This is a genomic window from Leifsonia aquatica (assembly GCF_014190775.1).
Classification (GTDB): Bacteria; Actinomycetota; Actinomycetes; order Actinomycetales; family Microbacteriaceae; genus Leifsonia; species Leifsonia aquatica.
The window spans coordinates 379,329-401,152 of the sequence record NZ_JACHVP010000004.1 but is presented as its reverse complement, the minus strand read 5'-3'; the positions used below and the strand labels follow the sequence as shown (position 1 = coordinate 401,152).

Below are 21,824 nucleotides of genomic sequence, written 5' to 3'. Positions count from 1 at the left end.
AAGGGGGATACCGGGCGCTTCGCCCATTCACATACGTTGGCGTGTGAATGTCCACGTTGGAGCATTCGTTTTGGGGGAGCAAGGTGCGACTACTTAGTGTCCGATTGGAAAACGTTGGAGGCTTCAAGACCGCCGAATTTCCGCTTGACGGAGACGTCCTCCTAATCGGTGAAAACAATTCGGGCAAGACGTCTGTGCTGCGAATACTTGATTGGCTATTCAACTCGCTCGATTCCGATCTCTTACGAGGACGGCGTGAGTTGAATGAGGTGGAGGAGGCGCTCCTTCTACCAGCGCGTGCCACGCAGAACAAGGCACGACGTATTTTCCTTCGCGTTCGGCTCAGCGATGGGCGATCAGCTACCAAGTTCGCGGCCAAAGCCGACAATGTTGCTGAAGTTCGAGTGCAATTCAGAGCCTCAAAGTACTACGCTCGCCTCGGCTCACCGACGCGCAACGAGGAAGCTGAAACGGAACCCAACGCGGCAGTGCTGCTCGATCGGCTACAAGGTTGTTATTCCTGCCTTTACGTCCCTGCCTCGCGAGACGGCAGCTCCGAGATCTTCTCGCGTATTCTTCGAGACGCCCTTAGACAAGAACTCTCGGGTGCGATGATCTATGACGGGGTGGGCCGGCCCGCCGGTGCTCCGAAAGCAACATCCGACGCAGCAGCAACTCTCAGCACGCACGCCAACACGTTCGCGTCTAAAGTCTGGAAGGAGACGAAAGAAAACCTTCGAGGAGGCTTCGATCCTAAAGGGTTGTTCAGCGCGTCAGTGTCGGCTGAGGATTTGGTCGAGTTGGTGCTTGATCGCATGGAAGCTCGATTCTCGACGGGCGATCACGACGCGAAGACGGTGGCGATCGAATCGCTCGGCGCCGGGTTGCAAAGTGCGCTTGCCATTGCAGTCGCACAACGCCCGCGGTCAGAAAAGATGTACAGGTTGCTTCTGCTAGAAGAGCCCGAGGCCTTCTTGCACCCCAGCGCTCAAAGGACGATTGCTCAGCAAACCTTCCATCTCCCTGGGATTCAGACCATTGCGACCACGCACAGCGCGTTAGTACTGGCGGAGGCTGCGCCTGAAGACATAGTCGTCATGCGGGATCATGTTGCCTACCCTGCAGCCTCGGTCTCGACGACCCAGGAGCAAAAGGACGCGTATCTGCTTTCCTCACTGGCGAGCAACACGATGTTTGATCGCAGCCTGCTTTTAGTCGAGGGCCCTGGCGAGGTTGCATACTTTGAAATGCTTCGACGCGAAATGCGCAACATCATCCCGCTCCCACTCCTTAATCGCATGCGCGTGTGCGCGGTTGGTGGGAAAGCTGGATTTGGTCCTTGGCTTCGACTGCTCCGGCGCTTCGCGAACAATGGAGATCAAGCGTTTGAGGTTATCGTCTGCGCCGATTCGATCGATGCCGGTACGGACGTAGTGCGTGCTCTGCGGGAGTCAAGCGTGGTTGTTCCAGCAGCGCTCGCGTCCGAGATCGCAAATCTCGCCAACGGGATCGACATGTCGAATGTTTCACCGGCTGATGCCCTTGTCATCGCCGAGCGAACGAGTGCAGCCAATAGGCTCGCAGCGTCGTCCAATGTGCCGTTGCACTTCAATCGCGTCGACCTCGAGTACGCAATTCTGGAGGCGTTGAATGACCGCAGGTCGCGGGAGTTCGCCAAAACGCATGGGCTTGAGGTCGAATCTCGCGACAAGCTCATGGCGCGGATGGGTTCAAAGGGCGGGGACGGCAAAGCATCCGAGAAGGCGGGGTCTAAAGCGCCCTACTTGCGGGCAAACCTGGCTTACATAGTCACGTGGGACGAAATTAGTCCCGACATCAAAGAGCTTCTCTGGCGCTGGGTCCGCGGCGCGATGGAGCCGTACTCGAGCTTGGCGCGGCCGCCCGAGATCAGTTGAACCCAGGCTCACTGCCGAGCTGCGCGAACCGCGCCCGCAGGCCGTCGAGCACGGCGTGCAGCCCGATCGCGAAGGCGCCGTCGGCGGGAGGCGCGTCCCTGACCGCCTCGGCGCGCGCCCGGTAGGCGGCGGCGAACGCCGGCACCTCGTCCTCCGCGCCCGCCGGGTCGAACATGTCGCCCGGTGCCACCGCGTCGAGGGCAGAGCCGAGGATGAACGACTCGACGGCGACGATCGTCGGCAGCACCTCCTCCGCGGGCCAGCCCGCCGCGATCATCGCGGATACCACCGCGTCGTACATCCGCATCGTGCGCATCGCCCCGCGCAGCGGCATCGTCGCGAGCATGGCGATGGTCGGGGGATGCCCAGCGAACGCGACGCGGTACGAGTACGCCCAGTGGAGCATCGCGCGGTCCCACGGCTCGGTCGCGAAGGCGCTCACGTCGATCCGGTCGCTGATCAGCTCGCGGATGCCCGCGATCACGTCCTCCTTGCCGTCCACGTGGTTGTAGAGGGCGCTGGGCCGCACGCGCAGGGCCTGGGCGAGGCGCGCCATCGTGAAGCCCTCCGAGCCGCTCTCGTCGAGCAGCCGGAGCGCCGCCTCCGCGATCAGGTCGCGCGTGAGCACGGTGGTGGTCGGCCGGCCGACGCGACGGGCCGGCCGGTCGGCCCGGGTGTCGTTCTGAGCCTCGGGCACGTTCACACCCTAACGCCCGGTCCGTCGACGAATTCTCCGGTTGCTCTTCCGCTCGCGGGGATCGTGCCCTAGTCTCTGACGAAATAAAAGAACGCCGTTCATTTAGCGGTACTGGACTTCGGAGGTGCGATGGGCGCGACCGTCTTCGTCAACGGGACGATCCTCTCCGGCTACCGTGCGGACGCACGGGCGTCGGAGGCCGCGGCGGTGGTCGACGGCGCGGTCGTCGCGACCGGTGCCGAGGCCCTGGCCCTGCGGAGCACCGCGGACGAGGTGGTCGATCTGGCCGGCGGCGTGCTGGCCCCGGCCTTCGGTGACGGGCACGCCCATCCCCTCCAGGGCGGCCTCGAGAAGCTCGGCCCGCAGGTGCGGACGTGCGGGAGCGTCGCCGAGATCGTCGCCTGCGTGAAGGAATGGGCGGACGCGCATCCCGAGCAGGAGTGGATCTACGGCGGAAGCTACGACGCGACCCTCGCTCCCGAGGGGATGTTCGACGCCCGCTGGCTCGACGAGGCCGTGCCCGACCGCCCGGTCGTGCTGCGCGCCTGGGACTACCACACGGTGTGGGTCAACTCGGAAGCCCTGCGCCGTGCGCACATCGACGCCGACACCCCGGAGCCTCCGCTCGGCCGGATCCCGCGCCGCCCGGACGGCACCCCGCTCGGCATCCTGCAGGAGCCCGGCGCGGTCGACCTGCTGCTGCCCGTCGAGCCCGGCCGCTCGCACGAGGACCGGGTGGAGGCGCTGCGCCTGGCCACCGCCGAGTACGCGGGCCTCGGCATCGCCTGGATCCAGGACGCCTGGGTCGAGCCGGCCGAGGTGGAGGCCTACCTCACCGCCGCCGAGCGCGGGCTGCTCTCCACCCGCGTGAACCTGGCTCTGCGCGCCGACCCGTTCCGCTGGCGCGACCAGGTGCCCGGATTCGTGGAGGCCCGCCGCCGCGTCGAGGAGTTGGGCGACCCGCTCCTCACCGCCGCGACGGTCAAGGTCTTCGTCGACGGCGTGGTGGAGAACCACACCGCCGCGATGCTCGCCGACTACACCGACACCCCCGGCGACCGCGGCCTCCCGAACTGGGATGCCGCCCAGCTGGCCGAGGCCGCCGCAACCTTCGACCGGCTCGGCTTCCAGCTGCACCTGCACGCGATCGGCGACGCCGCCTGCCGCACCGCGCTCGACGTCTTCGAGCACGTCGAGCGCACGAACGGCCCGCGCGACCGGCGCCCCGTCATCGCGCACGTGCAGCTCGCCGACCCCGCCGACCTGCCGCGCTTCGCCGCGCTCGGCGTCACCGCGAACTTCGAGCCGCTGTGGGCGCAGCTCGACCCGATGATGCTCGACCTCACGCTCCCGCGCCTCGGGCCCGAGCGCGAGCAGCTCCAGTACCCCATCCGCACGCTGCAGGAGAGCGCCCACATCTCCTTCGGCAGCGACTGGCCGGTCAGCGACAACGACTGGCGGCCCGGGATCGCCACCGCGGTCACCCGGCAGACCCCGGCACGCGTGCCCGAAGCGGGATGGACCCCCGCCGAGCGCATCGCACTGCCCGACGCCCTGGAGGCCTACTCCTCCGGCGTCGCCCGCCAGGCCTTCGCCGAGGCGGCCCGCGGCGAGCTCGTCGTCGGCACCGCACCCGACCTGGTCTGGCTCGACCGCGATCCCCGCGCGGTCGACCCGCACGAGCTGCGCTCCGTGCGCGTGCTCGGCGCCTGGGTCGCCGGCGTGCGCCGCGCCTGAACCCCATCCCGTACCGTCCCGTTCCGTCCCTCCGACCCCAGCACGAACCCGAATGCACCACTCGACGTAGAGAGGCACGCACCACATGACCACGACAGACCTGCCCGTCCAGCCCCGCCTGAAGCGGGCGCTCGGGCCGACCGCCCTCATCCTGTTCGGGCTCACCTACCTGGCGCCCGTCACGGTCTTCACGACGTACGGCATCGTCACGGAGTCCACCGACAACCACCTGCCGTCCGCCTACGTCGTCGCCCTGGTCGCGATGCTCTTCACCGCGCTCAGCTACGGCGCGATGGCGCGGGCGTTCCCGGTCTCCGGCTCGGCGTACACCTACACGCAGCAGTCGTTCGGCGGCCATGTCGGCTTCCTCACCGGGTGGACGCTGATGCTCGACTACCTCTTCCTCCCGATGATCAACTTCCTGCTCATCGGCCTGTACCTGAACACGCAGTTCCCCGAGGTGCCGCAGTGGGTGTTCGCGCTCGCCTCGCTGCTGCTCGTCCTGGTGTTCAACGTGCTCGGCATCACGCTGGTCAACAAGCTCAACGTCGCCATCGTCGCGCTGTCGGTCCTGCTCGTCGTCGTCTTCGCCGTGCTGGCGATCAAGGAACTCGCGACCAACCCGTCCGCCGACACTCCGAGCCTCATCGAGCCGTTCCTCCCCGGCTCCGGCGGTCTCGGCCCGGTGTTCGCCGGCGCCGCGGTGCTCGCCCTCTCGTTCCTCGGCTTCGACGCGGTGTCGACGCTGTCGGAGGAGGCCAAGAACCCGAAGCGCGACATCCCGCGCGCCATCATGCTCACCACGCTCATCGGCGGCGCGATCTTCATCGTCGTCTCGTGGCTGGGCGCCCTCGTCTTCCCCGACTGGCGTGACTTCGCGAACGTCGACTCTGCGGGCGTCGACCTGATGGCGAAGGTCGGCGGCACGTTCCTGACCTCCTTCTTCGTCGCCGTGTACGTCGTCGGCGCGTTCGGCTCCGGCATGACGACCCAGGTCAGCGTCTCGCGCATCATCTACTCGATGGGCCGGGACAGGGTGCTGCCCGGGATCTTCGGGAAGCTGCACTCGCGCTTCCACACCCCCTGGGTCGCCGCGATCGCCGTCTCGATCGTCTCGCTGCTGTCGCTCGTGCTCACCCTCGACGTCGCCGCCACGATGATCTCGTTCGGCGCGCTCGCCGCGTTCTCGATGGTGAACCTCTCCGTCATCCGGCACCACCTGTTCCCGAAGGGCGGCCGCGAGAAGCCGTCGGCGGGCGAGTGGATCCGGTACGGGCTTCTCCCGGCGATCGGCTTCCTGCTCACCGTCTGGCTCTGGACGTCGCTGACCGTCACCACCTTCATCGTCGGCCTCTCGTGGGTCGCGCTCGGCGTGATCTACCTCGCCGTGCTGACCCGCGGCTTCCGTCGCAAGCCGCCGATGATGGACTTCTCCGAGAAGGAGGCCGTGGCCGCGGAAGCCTGACCCGGCCCCGTGGTCGCCGCCGGAACGCCGGCGATTCCCGCTCCTGCGTCCCGAATCGCCGGAGTTACGGCGAAGTGAGCGGCGCGCCGAACTGGATCACCGGATTTCCGGATGGCGGCGATCACGGCGGATATCCGGAACTCCGGTGCGCCGCAGGGCAGGTAGCCGGTCTGCTTGACTGGGAGGCATGTTCCCGTACGAGCAGCTGCGCCGCCGGCCCGATGTAGAGGCGCCGAACCTGTTCGCCGCCGACGCGGCGGATCGGCTCCTCGCCGACACGGCCGGCGACGCGGTGCTCCAGCCCGGGCTCGTCGTGATCGGCGACGCCTACGGCGCGCTCACCCTGGCCGCAGCCGAGCGCGGGGCGCGCGGCATCCGCGTGCACCAGGACCCGCTGACCGGCGAACGCGCCCTCGACGCCAACGCGGCCGACCTCGCCGGCACCCTGGGCCTCCCGGGCGACGGCGTCTTCACCCACCACCCGCTCGACGAGTCGCTCGTCCGCGGCGCGACCACGGTGCTGCTGCGGCTGCCGCGCAGTCTCGAAGCGCTCGCCGAGATCGCGGCCCTCATCGCCGAGCACGCCCGGCCCGAGGTCCAGGTGTTCGCCGGCGGGATGCTCAAGCACATGAGCGTCGCGATGAACGGCGTGCTCGGCGAGGTGTTCGGCTCGGTGCAGGTGTCGCTCGCGCGGCAGAAGGCCCGCGTCCTGACCGCGACGGAACCGCATCCCGCTGCCGCGACCGTGCTCGACCGCTGGCCGGAGCGGGCGTTCGACGATGACACCGGCCTCTGGGTCTGCGCGCACGGGGCGGCCTTCGCGGGCGCCTCCGTCGACATCGGGACCCGCTTCCTCCTGACCGTGCTGCCGCAAGCGGTCCCGGAGGCGCGCACGGCCATCGACCTCGGCTGCGGGACCGGAGTGCTCGCCTCCGCCCTCGCCTCCGCGCGCCCCGGCCTGCGGGTCGTCGCGACGGATCAGTCGGCCGCCGCCGTCGCCTCGGCTCGGGCGACCGCCACCGCGAACCACGTCGCCGAGCGTGTGACCGTCGTCCGGGATGACGGCCTCGCCTCCCAGCCCGACGCCTCGACCGAGCTCGTGGTGCTCAACCCGCCGTTTCACATCGGTGGAGCCGTGCACACGGGCGTGGCCCACCGGATGTTCGCCGACGCCGCCCGCGTGCTCGCCCCTGGCGGCGAGCTGTGGACCGTGTGGAACTCCCACCTCGGCTACCGGCCGGCCCTCGAGCGGGTCGTCGGACCGACCCGGCAGATCGCGCGCAGCAACAAGTTCACGGTCACGGCGTCCCGCCGGCCGTAGCCTGCATGCCGCTGCCCGCCGGCACTGCACGCCCCTGCATGCCGCCTATGGCCGGCTTCGAGCCTTCACACCGCCGGCACCGATCTGGCAGCCGATTGCTACGCGTGCGGCCATAGCCTCGACCTGAGACCGGGGGAGCGGGACAGGACGGGAACGAGATGGCACTGGCGATTCACCGGCCGCGCGTGCTGCGCGGCCCCGCCCTCGACGAGCCGCTGGTCGCACCGGTGCTCGGCACCGACCGCCTCCTGCTGCGTCCGTACCGGGCGGGGGATGCGGTCGACTGGCTCGCGATCGAGGCCGACGACGGTGTGCGCTCGGGACTCGGGTGGCCGGAGCGCACCGAGCGGCAGGCGCTCGACCACTTCCGGGCGCGCATGCGTCACACCGTGCTCAGTCAGGCGGGCGACTTCCTCGCGCTCGCCGTGGAGCTCGACGATCACGTGATCGGAGACGTTTCCCTGCACTTGCGCACCCTCGCGGTGGAGACGCGGAGCGTCGAGATCGGCTGGCTGCAGCGGTCGGATCGCTGCGGGCAGGGCTACGCCACGGAGGCGGCGGAGGCGGCGCTCGACCTGGCGTTCGGGAGGCTGGGGGCCGTGATCGTGACCGCCGTGGTCGACCGCACCAACGAGCGGTCGGCGCGGCTGGCCGGGCGGCTCGGCTTCCGGCTCGCGGGCGGGACGGCCTCGCACACGACCTGGCTGCTGGCGCGGGCGGAGCATCCCGAACCGATCGCCGGATTCAGTGGCCGGATCGGCGATCGGCGACGGTTTCCCCAGTAGCGCTGACCCAGACGGGCTCCCGGCCAGTCTCCGCCGACCGCTGCGGTCCCGCGGTACGTTTGCGCCGGGTCGCGCCGCGGCAGATGTACCGGGAGGCTGCAGTCGCCCGCTCAGGGGACGAAGACCACGCGCTCGGTCGCGCCCGGGTCGTCGCGCCACACGGCGGCGACGTCGCTGAGCGGGACCGCGCGCACGTCGATGTCGAACTCGCCCCGCGAGACGGCCTCGGCGATGGCGGGCAGCTCGGCGCCGAACTCCTCGGGCGAGACCGAGCCGATCCCGCTGCCGACCAGGTCGAGCCGCGCGGCGCGGAACGCGGCCGACGGGATGGCGGCCGTCGCGCCGGCGACCGACCCGATCTCGATCCAGGTCAGCGGCGCGCCGCGGTCGGAGCGGGCGGTCACGATGTCGGCCATCGCCTGCGCGGTGGGCGCGCCCCAGACGTAGTCGAGCACCACGTCGACGTCCGCCGCCTGCGACAGCTCGTCGAACCCGAGTGCGCGATCCGCGCCGTGCCCGAGCAACGCCGCCGCGCGGTCGTGGTCGCGTCCGGCCGCGACCACCTCCGCGGCCCCGAGCGTGCGGGCGACCTGCAGGGCGAGGCGGCCGGCGTTCCCGGTCGCGCCGAGCACGAGGACGCGCGCGCCCGGCCGGAGGGTGGTCCGGCGGCGCAGCGCCACCCACGACGACATCACCGGGTTCATGGCGGCGGCGACGCGCACCGCGTCGATCCCGTCGGGGAGCGGGACGGTCGCGTTCCGCGGCACGACGGTCCGTTCCGCGAAGGTGCCCAGCTCGCTCTCGTGCACGAGCGCGTACCGCAGGCGGCCGTCGGCGTCGCGGACGACGGCGTCGATGCCCGGGACGAGCGGCAGATCGCCGGTGCTCGTGTAGTGGCTGCCGTCGGCCTGCGAGCGCACGCGCGGGTGGAGGGCGGCCGCGACGACGTCGACCACGAGCGCGCCGTCGCCCGCGACCGGGTCGGGCCACTCGCCGTACTCCGGCACCGTGCCGAACGATGTGACGACTGCTGCGCGCATGGCTCCTCCAATTGGTTGGTATTACGAACTATTCAATGATGGTTGGTAATGCCAACTTTTGTCAAGTACGCTCGGAACATGACAGACACCCCCGACGACGCGCTCGTGGACGCCCTCGTGCAGACCTCGTTCGTCGTCACGGGCGTGCTCACCCGCGTGGCCGCCGAGCGCGACCTCTCCCTCACCCAGCTCCGGATGCTCGGCGTGCTGCGCGACCGCCGCCCGCGCATGGCACAGCTCGCGGCCCTGCTCGGCCTCGACAAGTCCACGGTCTCCGGCCTGATCGAGCGCGCCGAGCGCCGTGGCCTGGTCCGGCGCGTGCCGAGCGCGGACGACGCCCGGGCGGTGGAGGTCGAGGCCACGGCCGACGGCCTCGCCCTCGCGCGCGACGGCGCCGAGCAGGTCGGCCGCGCCCTCCAGCCCCTCCTGAGCACGGTCGACGGCACCGGCCGGGCCGCGCTCACGCGCGAGCTGGAGCGGATGCTCTCCGCGCACTGACGAGAGCAGTGCGCTCCCGGGCACCGCGCGTACACCTCACCCGCGTACACTCGCGCGCACAGACGACCGGCGACCAGGAGGAACTTATGGCCGACGACACCCCTGCGACCGACCTGCGCGAGTACATCGAGCACCTGCGTGCGACCGGATACACCGTGCAGGGCGGGCACACCCCCGACCCCGATCTGATCGACCCGGAGGGCAACCCGGTCTACACCTGGCAGGAGGGGTATCCGTACTCCGAGCGGATGACGCGCGAGCAGTACGAGCTCGAGAAGTACCAGCTGCAGGTGGAGCTCCTGAAGTTCCAGTACTGGCTGGAGGACAACGACCGCCGGGCCGTCATCGTCTTCGAAGGCCGGGACGCGGCGGGCAAGGGCGGCACGATCAAGCGGTTCACCGAGCACCTCAATCCCCGCACCTCCCGGGTCGTGGCACTGTCGAAGCCGAGCGACCGGGAGCGCGGCCAGTGGTACTTCCAGCGGTACGTGCAGCACCTCCCGACCGCCGGCGAGATCGTCATGTTCGACCGCTCCTGGTACAACCGGGCGAATGTCGAGCGGGTCATGGGCTTCTGCACCGACGAGGAGTACGAGACCTTCATGGCGCAGGCGCCCGCGTTCGAGAAGATGCTCGTCGACTCGGGCATCCACCTCACCAAGTTCTGGTTCTCCGTGTCGCGCACCGAGCAGCGCACCCGCTTCGCCATGCGGCAGCTCGACCCGGTGCGCCGGTGGAAGCTGTCGCCGATGGACATCGCCTCCCTCGACCGGTGGGACGAGTACACGGCCGCCAAGGAGGAGATGTTCCGCCGCACGGACAAGCGGCACGCCCCCTGGACGATCGTGCGCTCCAACGACAAGAAGCGTGCCCGGGTGAACGCGATGCGCTACTTCCTGAGCCAGTTCGACTACGACGGCAAGGACACGTCGGTCGTGAAGCGTCCCGATCCGCTGATCGTCATGCGCGGCAAGCGGCTCGACGCCGACGAGTAGGGCGCGGACTCTGCGCTAGTCAAAGTCCTCGTCCTGAGCAGCCCGTGCTTTGCGACGGCTCGGGCTGTCGAGCATCGACAGCCAGAAGAGCAGCGCAAGCAGGCCGAAGATCACCAGCGCGGCGGCCAGGTCGCTCCACTGGAACGGGATGAACGACCCGTCGATCGACAGCACCAGCACCGTCTCGATGAAGCCGAACACCAGGAAGAAGACGCCCAGCAGGAGGCGCGTCACCCGCACCCGGCCGCGGTGGTGCAGCTCCACCCGGCGGAACTCGACCATGAGGGTCAGCAGCAGGAGGGGCAGGATCTGCGCCAGGGCGGCCGCCGAGGCGCTGTCCATGAGGACGATGTGGAGGTCCATCGGGTCGATCATCATCGTCAGCGTACAAGCGCGGGAGGCGCACGCGCCGCATTGCCGTTCCTATGGGTTTGCTATCGTGGCCAGCGGCCTCTCAACCGCAGGGGGAACGTTGCGGCCGCCGCCGCTCCAACACAGGGGAACCATGAAGAAGACTTTCGGAGCGCGTCTCGCGCTCGCCGCCGTCACCATCGCCACCGTCACCGCCGCCCTCACCGGTTGTTCGGCCGGAGGGTCGGGCGACTCGTCGTCGTCCTCGTCCGCCTCGTCGAAGCCGTCCGCCGCCGCGAAGGCCTCGACCGACCAGTCCAAGGCCGACGCTTGCGCCGTCGTCAAGTCGGGTCTGGAGAAGCTGCAGAGCATGCAGAGCGAGGCCAGCGCCGCCATGTCCGACCCGCAGAAGGCGCTCGCCCTGTTCGACCAGATGAACGACACCATGACGTCCATCAAGGACAAGGTCGGCAACCCCGAGGTCAAGGCTCCGGTCGACAAGGCCGCCGCCGCCATCGACGACTACGCGACCTTCCTCCACGACGCCGTGCAGAACCCGGCCTCCGTCGACGCCAGCTCGGTCGGCGCGAAGGCGACCGCGATCACCGAGTCCTTCACCGAGGTCGGCAAGGTCTGCGCCTGACCCTCTGATCGATCGCACATCCGACGCCCCGGCGCCGCGGGAGACCGCGGTGACCGGGGCGTCGTGCGTCACCGGTTCGGCCAGTGCCAGGACGGCCGGTCGAGTAGGCCCTCCTGGCCCAGCACCACCGTCTCGCCGAAGCGCTTCTCGAGCTCGACGCGTCGCACACCGTCGCGGTCGGCGGCGGCGCCCTCGATCGCGTCGAGCAGCACCTGCGAGTGGGTCACGACGAGGGTCTGCGCGTTCGACGAGGCCGCGACGATGAGGGAGCCGAGCGCCGGCAGGAGATCGGGGTGCAGGCTCGTCTCCGGCTCGTTGACCACGAGCAGCTGCGGGGGCCGCGGCGACAGCAGCGCGGTGGCCCAGAGCAGGTACCGCAGCGTGCCGTCCGAGAGCTCGGGCCCGGCGAGCGGACGCAGCAGTCCGTGCTGGTGCACGGCGAGCGTGAACTGCGTGCCGTCGACGACGACCTCCACCCGGCTGCCCGGGAAGGCGTCCTCGATCGCGGCGTCGAACGCATCCCCGCCGCCGAGTTCGCGGATGGTCTGCACGGCGGCCGCGACGTCGGCGCCGTCTGCCGCGAGCACGGGGGTGCGGGTGCCGAGCTGCGGGAGGCGGGAGGGTGCGGTCGCGTCGGTGCGGAAGTGGTCGTAGAACCGCCACGACCGCAGGTTCTCGCGCATCCGAAGGACCTCGGGCGCGCGCATGGGATCGACGACCTCCGTGAGCAGGCTCTCGAACGGCCGGAGGGAGCGGCCGAGTTCGGTCCAGGCGCCGTCGTCGTCGCGCACGCGCACGTGACCGCCACGACGCTCGGCGGCGACGCTCGACGGTCGGGGGCCGCTGCCCGTCCAGAGCGTCTCCGCCTTGAGCTCCGGGTCGCGCCCGAAAGCCGACTTGCGCGTGTTGGGCAGCCCGAGGTCGAGCGCGTAGCCGAGTCCGTCGCCGTCGTCGTCGAGCTGCACGCCGAGTCGGAGCGAGATGGGGCCGCTGCGCACCGTGCCCTGCACCGGCGACCGCCCCTCCCGCACCGCCCGGCCGATCTGCTCGGGACCGGCCCAGAGCGTCGAGTCGAGTCCGCCCTCCCGCGCCACCGCGACCACGACCTCGTCGCGACCGCAGCCGGCGAGCAGCCGCAGCGACCGGTAGAGGGACGACTTGCCGACCCCGTTCGCGCCGGTCACGACCGTGAGCTGGTCGAGCGGCAGCACGAGGTCGCGCAGCGAGCGGTAGCCGGCGACGGCGACGGTGGTGATCACGTGAGGATCGTACGGGCGACCACCGATGCCGCGAGAGCGCGATTTCGTCCGCGCAAAAACGGAATACCCCCTGGCCAATGAAAGTTGAGCTAAGTAGACTCAACTTTGCCACCACTCGGGAAAGGACACGAATGGCGAACATGCAGGGCGCGCCCTCCACCCAGGAGGAGTCCAAGAGCGCGCTGGAGCAGTACGGCGTCAACCTCACGGAGATCGCCAAGAGCGGCAAGCTCGACCCGGTCATCGGGCGGGACGCCGAGATCCGCCGCGTCAGCCAGGTGCTGACCCGGCGCACCAAGAACAACCCCGTGCTCATCGGCGAGCCCGGCGTCGGCAAGACCGCCGTGGTCGAGGGCCTCGCCCAGCGCATCGTCGCGGGCGACGTGGCCGACTCGCTCAAGGGCAAGCAGCTGGTCTCGCTCGACCTGTCGGCGCTGGTCGCCGGCGCGATGTATCGCGGCCAGTTCGAGGAGCGGCTGAAGGCCGTCCTCAAAGAGATCAACGACGCCGAGGGCGAGATCATCACCTTCGTCGACGAGCTCCACATCCTCATGGGCGCGGGCGGCGGAGAAGGCTCCGTCGCGGCGTCCAACATGCTCAAGCCGATGCTGGCACGCGGCGAGCTGCGGCTCATCGGCGCGACCACGCTCGACGAGTACCGTGAGTTCATCGAGAAGGACGCCGCGCTCGAGCGCCGGTTCCAGCAGGTATACGTGGGCGAGCCGAGCGTGGAGGACACGGTCGCGATCCTGCGCGGGCTGAAGGGTCGCTACGAGGCGCACCACGGCGTCACCATCGAGGACTCGGCGCTGGTCGCCGCGGCCTCCCTCTCCAACCGCTACATCACCGCGCGGCAGCTGCCCGACAAGGCGATCGACCTCATCGACGAGGCGGCCTCCCGGCTCAAGATGGAGATCGACTCGGCCCCGGTCGAGATCGACACGCTCCAGCGCGTCGTCGAGCGGATGAAGCTGGAGGAGTTCGCCCTCAAGAAGGAGAAGGACGAGGCCAGCAAGGAGCGCCTCGCCGCGCTCCAGGAGCGCCTGCGGGTGCAGGAGGCCGAGCTCGAGGAGCTGCAGGGCCGGTGGCGCGCCGAGAAGGCCGCGCTCAACCGGGTCGGCGCACTGCGCTCGCAGCTCGACGAGGCCAAGACCAGCCGCGACGTCGCCCTGCGCGACGGCCGCTACCAGGAGGCCTCCCGGATCGAGTACGAGACCATCCCGAGCATCGAGCGCGAACTGGCGGAGGCCGAGCAGGCCGAGCACGACCACCCGCGCATGGTGAACGAGCAGGTCACGGCCGACGACATCGCGGCCGTGGTTGCGGCGTGGACGGGCATCCCCGTCGACCGCCTCACCCAGGGCGAGACCGAGAAGCTGCTCCACCTGGAGTCCGAGCTCGGCCGGCGCATCATCGGCCAGAAGACGGCCGTGCGAGCGGTCGCCGACGCGGTGCGCCGCACGCGCGCCGGCATCTCCGACCCCGACCGGCCGACCGGGTCGTTCCTGTTCCTCGGCCCGACCGGCGTCGGCAAGACCGAGCTGGCCAAGGCGCTCGCTGCGTTCCTGTTCGACGACGAGAAGGCCATGATCCGCATCGACATGAGCGAGTACAGCGAGAAGTTCGCCGTCTCGCGGCTGGTCGGCGCGCCTCCCGGCTACGTCGGCTACGAGCAGGGCGGTCAGCTCACGGAGGTGGTCCGCCGCCGGCCGTACTCGGTCATCCTGCTCGACGAGGTCGAGAAGGCGCACCCGGAGGTCTTCGACATCCTCCTGCAGGTGCTCGACGACGGGCGTCTGACCGACGGTCAGGGCCGCACGGTCGACTTCCGCAACACGATCCTCATCCTGACGTCCAACCTCGGCAGCCAGTACCTGGTCGACCCGACGCTGAACGAGACGGAGCGCGAGGAGGCCGTGCTGCAGCAGGTCCGCCAGGCGTTCAAGCCGGAGTTCGTGAACCGTCTCGACGACATCGTGGTGTTCTCGACGCTGAGCAAGGACGAGCTGGGCGAGATCGTCGAGCTCAACATCGACCGCCTGGTCAAGCGGCTGACGGAGCGTCGACTGGAGCTGGCGGTCACGCCGGACGCCCGGGCCTGGCTGGCCGAGCGCGGCTTCGACCCGATCTACGGGGCCCGGCCGCTGCGCCGGCTGATGCAGCGGGAGATCGACGACCGGCTCGCGACGGCCTTGCTGGCCGGAGAGATCCGCGACGGCGACCTGGTACGCGTCGACCTCGCCCCCGAGGGCGATCGGCTGACGGTCGCGGCCGCTCGGGACGTCGCTTAGGGGCGCGGGGGGAAGACGCCCTGCAGGGCGATGATGTAGTTCAGCGCGAGGGACGGCTGGACGTTGTTGTGCGGCTGACCGCCGCCGGTCACCCCGAAGGCGTCGGGCGCCAGCGGGACGGAGGCCGGAGCGCCGTACGCCGCCTCGGTCACCCGGCCGACGCGGGGGATGGCGAACGACGCGTTGGTCGGGTCGCTCGTCGTCCCCGGCGTGGGTGAGGCGAGCACGCCGTGCGTGTGCGACGGGATCTGGCTCTGCGTCAGACCGACGGCGGCCGCTCCTCCCGACTCCCCGACGTACGGGAACAGGCCCGACTGGTCGGTGCCCATCGCGGTGGCGTCCTGGAGGTTGGGCAGTGCGAACGTCGAGCGGCCGTCCCCGCCGTAGGAGGTGCCCAGGAGCGAGAACAGCGCCGTGTTCTGCGCGATCGACAGCAGCTGTCCCTGGCAGAACGCCCAGCCGGTCGGGGCGAAGTTGAACCCGACGAGACGGATCTCGCCGACGAACGGGTTGGACATGCTGGCCTCAGTTCTGGGAGGGGAAGATGCCCGTGAGGGCGATGATGTACGACACCACGGTGTACGGCGCCATGTTCTCGTGCGGCTGGTTCTGTCCGACCGGCGCGACGGAGCCGGCGGACATGGCCGTGGACGCGCTCGCCGCGTAGGCGGCCTTGCCCGGCTGCGCCAGGTAGGCGGTGCCCGTCGGCGTGGTCACGGTCGCCGACGAGGCGACGGAGGCGGCATGGGCGTGCGGTGCCAGCTCGGAGACTTTGAGCACGTGGGATGCCTCGCCGAACAGCTTTCCGAGCGGGTTGTCCGAGCTGAACCCGACCGGGACGCGGCCGCGCAGGTCGGGCAGCCCGAACGTCGTCTGCCCGTTGCCGCCGAACTGGGTGCCGAGGAGCGAGAACAGGGCCTGGTTCTGATTGATCGGCAGCAGCTGCCCGTTGCACAGCGACCAGCCTTTGGGCGGGAAGGAGAACGCGGCGATGCGGATCTCGCCGAGGAAGGGTTCGGACATCGGTGACTCCTGGCTCAGGTCGGGGAGGGGAAGATGCCGTAGAGGCTGATAATGAAGCTCACCGTGACGTAGGGCTGGCGGTTCTCGTGGGGCTGCGAGCCGCCGGCCGGTGCGAGCTGCTGCAGGGCGAGCGCCGTCGACGGGGTCGCCGACGAGAACGGCGCGTCCGCCCGCGCGGCGATGTACGCGCCCGACGCGCTCGACGTCGTCGGCGTGGTCGCCGCGGCCGGGGCGTGCGCGTGACTCGGCAGCTGCGGGAGGCTCACGGTCACCGCATCCGTCCCAGCCATCTGGCCGATCGTGAACGACCCGCCCCCCGGCTGCGTGCCCTGGTGCACAGGGAACCGGGCGCCCAGGTCCGGGAGGCCGAAGGTCTCTTGCCCATCGCCGCCGTACGTCGTCCCGATCAGTTGGAAGAGCGTCTCGTTCTCGGAGATCGAGATCACCTGGCCGCGGCAGAACAACCAGCCGGACGGGGCGAAGTTGCCCGCGAACATGCGGATCTCTCCGACGTAGGGCTGGGACATCAGCTCTCCTTCTGCGGGGTCGGCGCCGCCTGTGTTCCCGCCGCCTGGGCGAAGACGGCCTCGAGCGCGAGTCCGTCGGCGGTGCGGCCGGTCGGGACGAGGAACACCGGTTCGGCGATCGGGCCGACGACGAGCTCGTAGGTCTGCTGTTCGGCGGGCAGGTCGGCCCCGCTCTCGAAGCGGAGCGTGTACGCCACCCAGCCGTTGTCGACGCGGGCGGGGGAGACGGCGACCAGGCGCAGGTCGTATCCCGTGCCGTCGGGCGCCATCGCGCGCACCTCGCTGCCGGACGCCGCCTGCCAGTCGGCGTGGGTCGCGGTCATCCGTCGACCTCCGTCGCCATCAGGACGTAGCCGAACTGTTCGGAGACCACCTGGAATCCGAACCGCTCGTACAACCGGCGCGCCCCCGCGTTCAGGCTCCACACGGTGAGCGTCGCGTGCTCCGTGGTCCGGACGAGCTCGCCGAGGATCTCCGAGGCGATGCCGCGGCCGCGATGAGAGGCGAGGACGGCGATGTCGACCAGGTGCATCCGGCCGCCGTCGCGGTCCACCGTCACGGAGCCGACGGGGTCGTCGTCGACGACGATGATCGCGGTCTCCGCGTGCGGGTGACGGGCGCGGCGGTCGGCGGCGTGTGCCCGGTACTGCAGGGCGAGGAGCGGGTCGACCTGATCGGCCGGCACGCCCGCGAACTCGGAGCGGCGGCTGTCGAGGAACACCCGGCGCAGGAATGCGTCGTCGGCAGGGGTCGCCGCGCGCAGCCCGGCCGTCAGCAGCGCCATCACGCCGTCCGGTTGACGACGGCCTGCAGCGTGCGGGTCAGGCCGCCGCGCCCGATCGGGCTGATGAAGAGGGCGACATCCGGCGCGCCCGCACGGCTGAGCGTGAAGATCCCGTCGGCGGGGGAGTAGCCGTCCGCGGTGAAGAGCAGCAGGAAGCGGTGCTCGTCGCCCGCGGCATCGGGCGAGAGGTCCTCGACGGCGGTGAGGACGATGTGGAGGGTGCGCTCGCCGTCGACGGCGGTGAACGCACGACCGATCGCGGGTGTGAAGAGCGAGCGGACGGGATCCGCGAGACCGGAGGCGGGCGCCGCGACCGGGGTGGAGGAGCCGGCACCGGCAGCGGTGCGGGCGAAGGCCGGCGCGGCGGGTACCAGAACGGCGAGGCCGAGGCCGCCCAGAGCGGTGGCCATCACGGCACGGCGCGAGACCTCGGGCACGGTTGTCCTCTCTGGGTGCTGTGCGCCGGTCGGGAGGCGCGCAGCCTGGATGCGAGCTTAGGGCATCCCCGTTCGGCGTCTCTGGCCCTTAGAGAGGGGACAACGGCCGGTATGCCGTCGCCACTAGCATCGAGAAAGCCGGAATTCCCGAGCCCGGCGAGGAGCCAGACAACCGATGCATCGCCCGCTTGCTCGACGCCCGTCCGCTCGTGACCTGGCCCTCGTCGCGACCGCGACCGTCACCGCCCTCGTCGCCGCCCTCCTCGGAGTCGGCATCGCCGCGCCTGCCCAGGCGGCCGACCGGACCATCGCCGTGACGAGCACCGCCGACACCGACCCCAACAGCGCGTGCACGACGCCGTCCGTGGTCGACCCCGGCAGCCCGGTCACGCTGCGCGCCGCGCTCTGCGTCGCCTCGAACCTCGGCGGCTCCACCATCGTCGCCGTCCCGTACGGCATCTACACCCTCTCGGACGGCGCGATCGGCGTGGGGACAACGGCCGGGACCGACATCACCATCCAGGGAGCGTCGACGACCGGCACGGTCCTGGTGGGGTCGGGCACGCAGCAGCTGCTCACCCTCGACCCGCTGCAGGTCGGGGGCATCGCGGTCACGATCGACAAGGTCACCCTGCGCGGCGGCGTGGACAACGTCTACGGGGGCGGCGCGATCATCGGCGGTTCCGGCAACGCCGCTGCCGCCGACTCGCTGGTGATCTCGGCCTCCCTCTTCACCGACAACTCGGCGAACACGACGGCGGCGGGCTCGACGGCCAACCCGGGCGGCGCCGTCCAGTTCATCGGCGGGTCGCTGGACGTGCGGTCGACGAGCTTCAGCTTCAACTCCTCCGGCATCGCCTCGGGCGGCGCGCTCTACTACCAGGCGACCGGGACGACCTCGGGCGAGCGGCTGAACATCCAGGGCAGCACCTTCGCGAACAACCGGGCGACGGCGTCCGGAGTGAACGGGGGCGCGGCGGTCGCCGTCAGCGATCCGCACGGCGGCGCCGCGATGTCGATCACCTCGAGCACCTTCACGAGCAATGCGCCCGTCGGCAGCGCCTCGTTCCCGGGCGCGGGGCTCTGGCTCGACGGCGGGTCCCTGTCGGTGACCGGATCCACCTTCGCGGCGAACACGAATCCCGCCAACGCCGGCTCGGCGATCGCGGTGACGGGCGGCACGCTCTCGGCCCGCTACAACCGGATCGCGGGCAACTCCGCCCCCGCCGTGAAGCAGTCCGGTGGCACGGCCGATCTCGCCCGCAACTGGTGGGGCTGCGGCGGCGCCCCGGGGGCGAGCGGCTGCGACACCGCCGCGGGCGCGGTCACGGCAGCCCCGTACCTGACCCTCAGGCTCACGGCGTCGCCGGCGACGCTCGTCGCCCCGCAGACCACCACCACGCTCACGGCCAGCCTGCTCACCGACTCGGCCGGCGCCTCCGTCACACCGTCGGACCTGACCGCGTTCGAGGGCACGAGCGTCGCATTCGGCCGGACGGGGACCGCCGGCACGGTCTCGCCCCTGAGCGCCACCATGTCCGGCGGCGTCGCCACGGCGGCCCTCGGTCTGATGCAGCCCGGGTTGGCCACCGCCTCCGCCACGCTGGGCGCGGCCTCCGCCGTCACCACGGTGGTGCTGTCCGCGCCGCCGGCGTTCACCACCGGCAGCACCGCGACCGGCGTCATCGGGACGGCAGGCACCTTCACCGTGTCCACAACGGGCTACCCGACTCCGGCTCTCTCCCTGATCGGCGGCCTCCCGACCGGCGTCGTTTTCGTGGACAACGGCGACGGGACCGCGACCGTCTCGGGCACGCCGATGGACGCCGCGAAGGACTATCCCGTGACCGTGCGCGCCTCCAACGCCGGGGGCACAGTGGATCAGGCCCTCACCTACGTCCTGAACCAGACGTCAGCGATCACAAGCCCGAATGCGGCCTCCTTCACGGCGGGCTCCGCCGGTTCGTTCACCGTGACCACGACCGGCCGGCCGACGCCGGACCCGATCACGCTCGTCGGCACGCTGCCCTCCGGTTTGACCTTCACCGACAACCACGACGGCACGGCGACCATCGCCGGCACCCCGGCCGCGAAGACCGGCGGCGTCCGCACGCTCTCGCTCACGGCCGGCAACGGCGTCGGAGCGGCGGCCGCGCAGACGCTGACCCTGACGGTGCAGGAGGCGCCCGTTCTCACCAGCAGCGCGGTCGCGACGGCGACCGTGGGCCAGGGCTTCAGCTTCACCGTCACCACCGATCGCGGCTATCCCGTCCCGGCGCTCGCGCTGACCGGCACGCTGCCGACCGGTCTCGGTTTCGTCGACAACGGCGACGGCTCCGGCACGATCTCCGGCACCCCGACCGGCTCGGGAGGTGTCGCGGCCCTCGGCGTCACCGCCTCCAACGGCGTCGCTCCCGCGGCCTCCGGCGACCTCACCCTGACGGTCAGGACGGCGCCGGCCGTCACGACGGCGCCGGCCGACCAGAAGGTCGTCGCCGGCGCGCCCGTGGTCTTCACGGCGGCCGCCTCGGGCTTCCCGGCACCGACCGCCCAGTGGTCCGTCTCGACCGACGGCGGCGCGTCGTACGCCCCGATCACGGGGGCGACGGCCACCAGCTACGGATTCACGGCGGCGGCGGGAGACGACGGCAACCGGTACCGTGTCACCTTCGAGAACTCGGCGGGCTCGGTCTCGGCCGATGCGACGCTCTCCGTCGGCACGGCGCCGACGTTCAGCAGCGCGGCCGGCACGACCTTCCTGCTCGACGGCGCCGCGCACACCTTCGCGGTCACCACCACCGGCTTCCCGAACGCCGCACTCAGCGCCTCCGGCCTCCCGGCCTGGCTCACGATGACCGACAACGGCGACAAGACCGGCACGCTCGCGGGCACGCCCCCGGCCGGTTCTGCGGGAGTCCACACGTTCACGCTCACCGCCTCCAACAGCTACCAGCCGGATGCGACCCAGAGCTTCGCGCTGACCGTCGCGGAGTCGCCGGCCATCACCAGCGCGGCTTCCGCCCCGTTCACTGCCGGGGCGGCCGGCTCCTTCACCGTGACCACGAGCGGCGGCTTCCCCGCCGCGGTCACGCTGACCGCGGCCGGGTCGCTCCCGCAGGGGGTGCGCTTCACCGACGCGGGCGACGGCACCGCCGTGCTGAGCGGGACGCCGGCGGCGGGGTCGGGCGGCGCGTACAGCGTCCAGGTCACCGCCGACAACGGCGTGGCCCCCGCCACGACGCAGACGCTGACCATCGTCGTGGCCGAGGCCGCGGTGTTCACCGGTCCGTCCACGCTCGACGTCACGCGCGGCGTGGACGTCGACTTCGGGATCGCGACCGGCCCCGCCTACCCGGCGGTCTCCACCGTGACCCTGACCGGCGCCCTTCCGGCCGGCCTGACGTTCACCGCCGGCCCGGACGGCACCGCCCGCATCACGGGGAGCACGACGGATGCCGCCGCGACCTCCACCGTGACGCTCACCGCCGTCGCGCCCGGGAGCGCGGACGTCACGCGCACGCTGACCATCGTCGTCGCCGACGCGCCGACGTACACCCTTCCGCTCGTGCCTCCGACCGCGGACGGCCCGCTCGCGGGCGTTCCCTCCGGCGTGCAGCCCGGGCAGACGATCACCCTCGTCGCGGACGGCTTCGCACCGGACTCGCCGGTGACGTTCGGCCTGTACTCGGTGCCGGTCACGCTGGGCGTGGTCGACGCCGACGCGCAGGGCACGGCGCGCCTGACCATCGTGATCCCCGCCGGGTACGAGGGGGCGCACACCCTGGTCGCGTTGGGCACCGCACCGGACGGCAGTGAGCGCGTGCTGCGCACGGGCATCGTCCTGCCGACGGCGAACGGCGGCGGCTCGGGCGGCTCGGGCGGCTCTGGCAGCGGCTCCGCGCAGGGCGGTGCGGGGTCGACGTCGGGCTCGGGAGGCTCCGGGCTCGCCGACACCGGCCTCGACGCGACCCCGCTGCTGCTGCTCGCCCTCGGGCTGCTCGGTCTCGGCGCAGCGATGCTGGTGCGGCGTCGCGTGCGCGCCTGACGCGGGCGCT

At 70.8% G+C, this 21,824-nt stretch carries 20 protein-coding genes; 10 read left to right on the top strand and 10 right to left on the bottom strand.

Annotation, left to right across the window (positions count from 1 at the left end; translation table 11 throughout):
* Positions 1 to 47 precede the first annotated feature (47 nt).
* The gene (locus tag FHX33_RS17910; RefSeq protein ID WP_081703994.1) at positions 48 to 1,916 is read left to right on the top strand and encodes an ATP-dependent nuclease; all 1,869 of its coding nucleotides are present in this window, start codon (positions 48 to 50) and stop codon (positions 1,914 to 1,916) included.
* Here FHX33_RS17910 and FHX33_RS17905 read toward each other — a convergent pair.
* A complete protein-coding gene (locus FHX33_RS17905) occupies positions 1,909 to 2,613 on the bottom strand; it encodes a TetR/AcrR family transcriptional regulator C-terminal domain-containing protein (RefSeq protein ID WP_183428810.1) in 705 nt (234 codons plus the stop codon). The genes FHX33_RS17910 and FHX33_RS17905 overlap by 8 nt on opposite strands.
* Before the next feature lie 129 nt (positions 2,614 to 2,742).
* On the opposite strand from FHX33_RS17905, the gene FHX33_RS17900 reads away from it, so the two are divergent.
* The 4 genes from FHX33_RS17900 to FHX33_RS17885 all read left to right on the top strand — a co-directional run bounded on the left by FHX33_RS17900 (position 2,743) and on the right by FHX33_RS17885 (position 7,921).
* Positions 2,743 to 4,350: an amidohydrolase gene (locus tag FHX33_RS17900; protein WP_183428809.1), complete on the top strand. Its 1,608-nt coding sequence runs from the start codon at positions 2,743 to 2,745 to the stop codon at positions 4,348 to 4,350.
* A gap of 85 nt (positions 4,351 to 4,435) precedes the next feature.
* Positions 4,436 to 5,815: an APC family permease gene (locus FHX33_RS17895; protein WP_021765701.1), complete on the top strand. Its 1,380-nt coding sequence runs from the start codon at positions 4,436 to 4,438 to the stop codon at positions 5,813 to 5,815.
* 187 nt (positions 5,816 to 6,002) lie between these two features.
* Positions 6,003 to 7,136: a class I SAM-dependent methyltransferase gene (locus FHX33_RS17890; protein WP_183428808.1), complete on the top strand. Its 1,134-nt coding sequence runs from the start codon at positions 6,003 to 6,005 to the stop codon at positions 7,134 to 7,136.
* 158 nt (positions 7,137 to 7,294) lie between these two features.
* On the top strand, positions 7,295 to 7,921 hold the full coding sequence (locus FHX33_RS17885) for a GNAT family N-acetyltransferase (RefSeq protein ID WP_021763660.1): 627 nt from the start codon (positions 7,295 to 7,297) through the stop codon (positions 7,919 to 7,921).
* A gap of 110 nt (positions 7,922 to 8,031) precedes the next feature.
* Here FHX33_RS17885 and FHX33_RS17880 read toward each other — a convergent pair whose 3' ends face one another.
* Entirely contained in the window at positions 8,032 to 8,961 is a 930-nt protein-coding gene (locus FHX33_RS17880; protein WP_183428807.1) for a quinone oxidoreductase family protein, read from the bottom strand.
* 78 nt (positions 8,962 to 9,039) lie between these two features.
* Between FHX33_RS17880 and FHX33_RS17875 the strand changes: the two genes are divergently transcribed.
* On the top strand, positions 9,040 to 9,459 hold the full coding sequence (locus FHX33_RS17875) for a MarR family winged helix-turn-helix transcriptional regulator (RefSeq protein WP_183428806.1): 420 nt from the start codon (positions 9,040 to 9,042) through the stop codon (positions 9,457 to 9,459).
* A gap of 86 nt (positions 9,460 to 9,545) precedes the next feature.
* Positions 9,546 to 10,454 (top strand): polyphosphate kinase 2, encoded by a 909-nt coding sequence (gene ppk2 / locus FHX33_RS17870; protein WP_021760642.1) that lies wholly within the window; start codon positions 9,546 to 9,548, stop codon positions 10,452 to 10,454.
* Between the two features lie 15 nt (positions 10,455 to 10,469).
* On the opposite strand, the gene FHX33_RS17865 is transcribed toward ppk2, so the two are convergent.
* Complete coding sequence (locus FHX33_RS17865; RefSeq protein WP_039921537.1) at positions 10,470 to 10,829, bottom strand: hypothetical protein; 360 nt, start codon at positions 10,827 to 10,829, stop codon at positions 10,470 to 10,472.
* 130 nt (positions 10,830 to 10,959) lie between these two features.
* Between FHX33_RS17865 and FHX33_RS17860 the strand changes: the two genes are divergently transcribed.
* Positions 10,960 to 11,448: a hypothetical protein gene (locus FHX33_RS17860; protein WP_039921536.1), complete on the top strand. Its 489-nt coding sequence runs from the start codon at positions 10,960 to 10,962 to the stop codon at positions 11,446 to 11,448.
* 68 nt (positions 11,449 to 11,516) lie between these two features.
* On the opposite strand, the gene FHX33_RS17855 is transcribed toward FHX33_RS17860, so the two are convergent.
* The gene (locus tag FHX33_RS17855) at positions 11,517 to 12,707 is read right to left on the bottom strand and encodes an AAA family ATPase (protein ID WP_021760633.1); all 1,191 of its coding nucleotides are present in this window, start codon (positions 12,705 to 12,707) and stop codon (positions 11,517 to 11,519) included.
* 131 nt (positions 12,708 to 12,838) lie between these two features.
* On the opposite strand from FHX33_RS17855, the gene FHX33_RS17850 reads away from it, so the two are divergent.
* On the top strand, positions 12,839 to 14,998 hold the full coding sequence (locus FHX33_RS17850; RefSeq protein ID WP_021760631.1) for an ATP-dependent Clp protease ATP-binding subunit: 2,160 nt from the start codon (positions 12,839 to 12,841) through the stop codon (positions 14,996 to 14,998).
* Here the strand turns inward: FHX33_RS17850 and FHX33_RS17845 are convergent.
* Genes FHX33_RS17845 through FHX33_RS17820 form a run of 6 tightly spaced genes read right to left on the bottom strand, consistent with a single transcriptional unit; the run spans position 14,995 to position 17,769 of the window.
* The gene (locus FHX33_RS17845; RefSeq protein ID WP_021760629.1) at positions 14,995 to 15,516 is read right to left on the bottom strand and encodes a phage tail protein; all 522 of its coding nucleotides are present in this window, start codon (positions 15,514 to 15,516) and stop codon (positions 14,995 to 14,997) included. The genes FHX33_RS17850 and FHX33_RS17845 overlap by 4 nt on opposite strands.
* Positions 15,517 to 15,523: 7 nt before the next feature.
* Positions 15,524 to 16,021 (bottom strand): phage tail protein, encoded by a 498-nt coding sequence (locus FHX33_RS17840; protein WP_021760627.1) that lies wholly within the window; start codon positions 16,019 to 16,021, stop codon positions 15,524 to 15,526.
* Positions 16,022 to 16,035: 14 nt separating this feature from the next.
* Positions 16,036 to 16,548, bottom strand: a complete 513-nt coding sequence (locus FHX33_RS17835) for a phage tail protein (RefSeq protein ID WP_021760625.1) — start codon at positions 16,546 to 16,548, stop codon at positions 16,036 to 16,038.
* Positions 16,548 to 16,871, bottom strand: a complete 324-nt coding sequence (locus tag FHX33_RS17830) for a DUF6916 family protein (protein WP_021760623.1) — start codon at positions 16,869 to 16,871, stop codon at positions 16,548 to 16,550. Before FHX33_RS17830 ends, FHX33_RS17835 begins: the two co-directional genes overlap by 1 nt.
* Positions 16,868 to 17,332, bottom strand: a complete 465-nt coding sequence (locus FHX33_RS17825; protein WP_021760621.1) for a GNAT family N-acetyltransferase — start codon at positions 17,330 to 17,332, stop codon at positions 16,868 to 16,870. The genes FHX33_RS17830 and FHX33_RS17825 overlap by 4 nt, the downstream gene beginning before the upstream one ends.
* Complete coding sequence (locus FHX33_RS17820) at positions 17,332 to 17,769, bottom strand: DUF6916 family protein (RefSeq protein WP_039921534.1); 438 nt, start codon at positions 17,767 to 17,769, stop codon at positions 17,332 to 17,334. Before FHX33_RS17820 ends, FHX33_RS17825 begins: the two co-directional genes overlap by 1 nt.
* A 175-nt stretch (positions 17,770 to 17,944) precedes the next feature.
* On the opposite strand from FHX33_RS17820, the gene FHX33_RS17815 reads away from it, so the two are divergent.
* Complete coding sequence (locus FHX33_RS17815) at positions 17,945 to 21,814, top strand: beta strand repeat-containing protein (RefSeq protein WP_183428805.1); 3,870 nt, start codon at positions 17,945 to 17,947, stop codon at positions 21,812 to 21,814.
* Positions 21,815 to 21,824 lie beyond the last annotated feature (10 nt).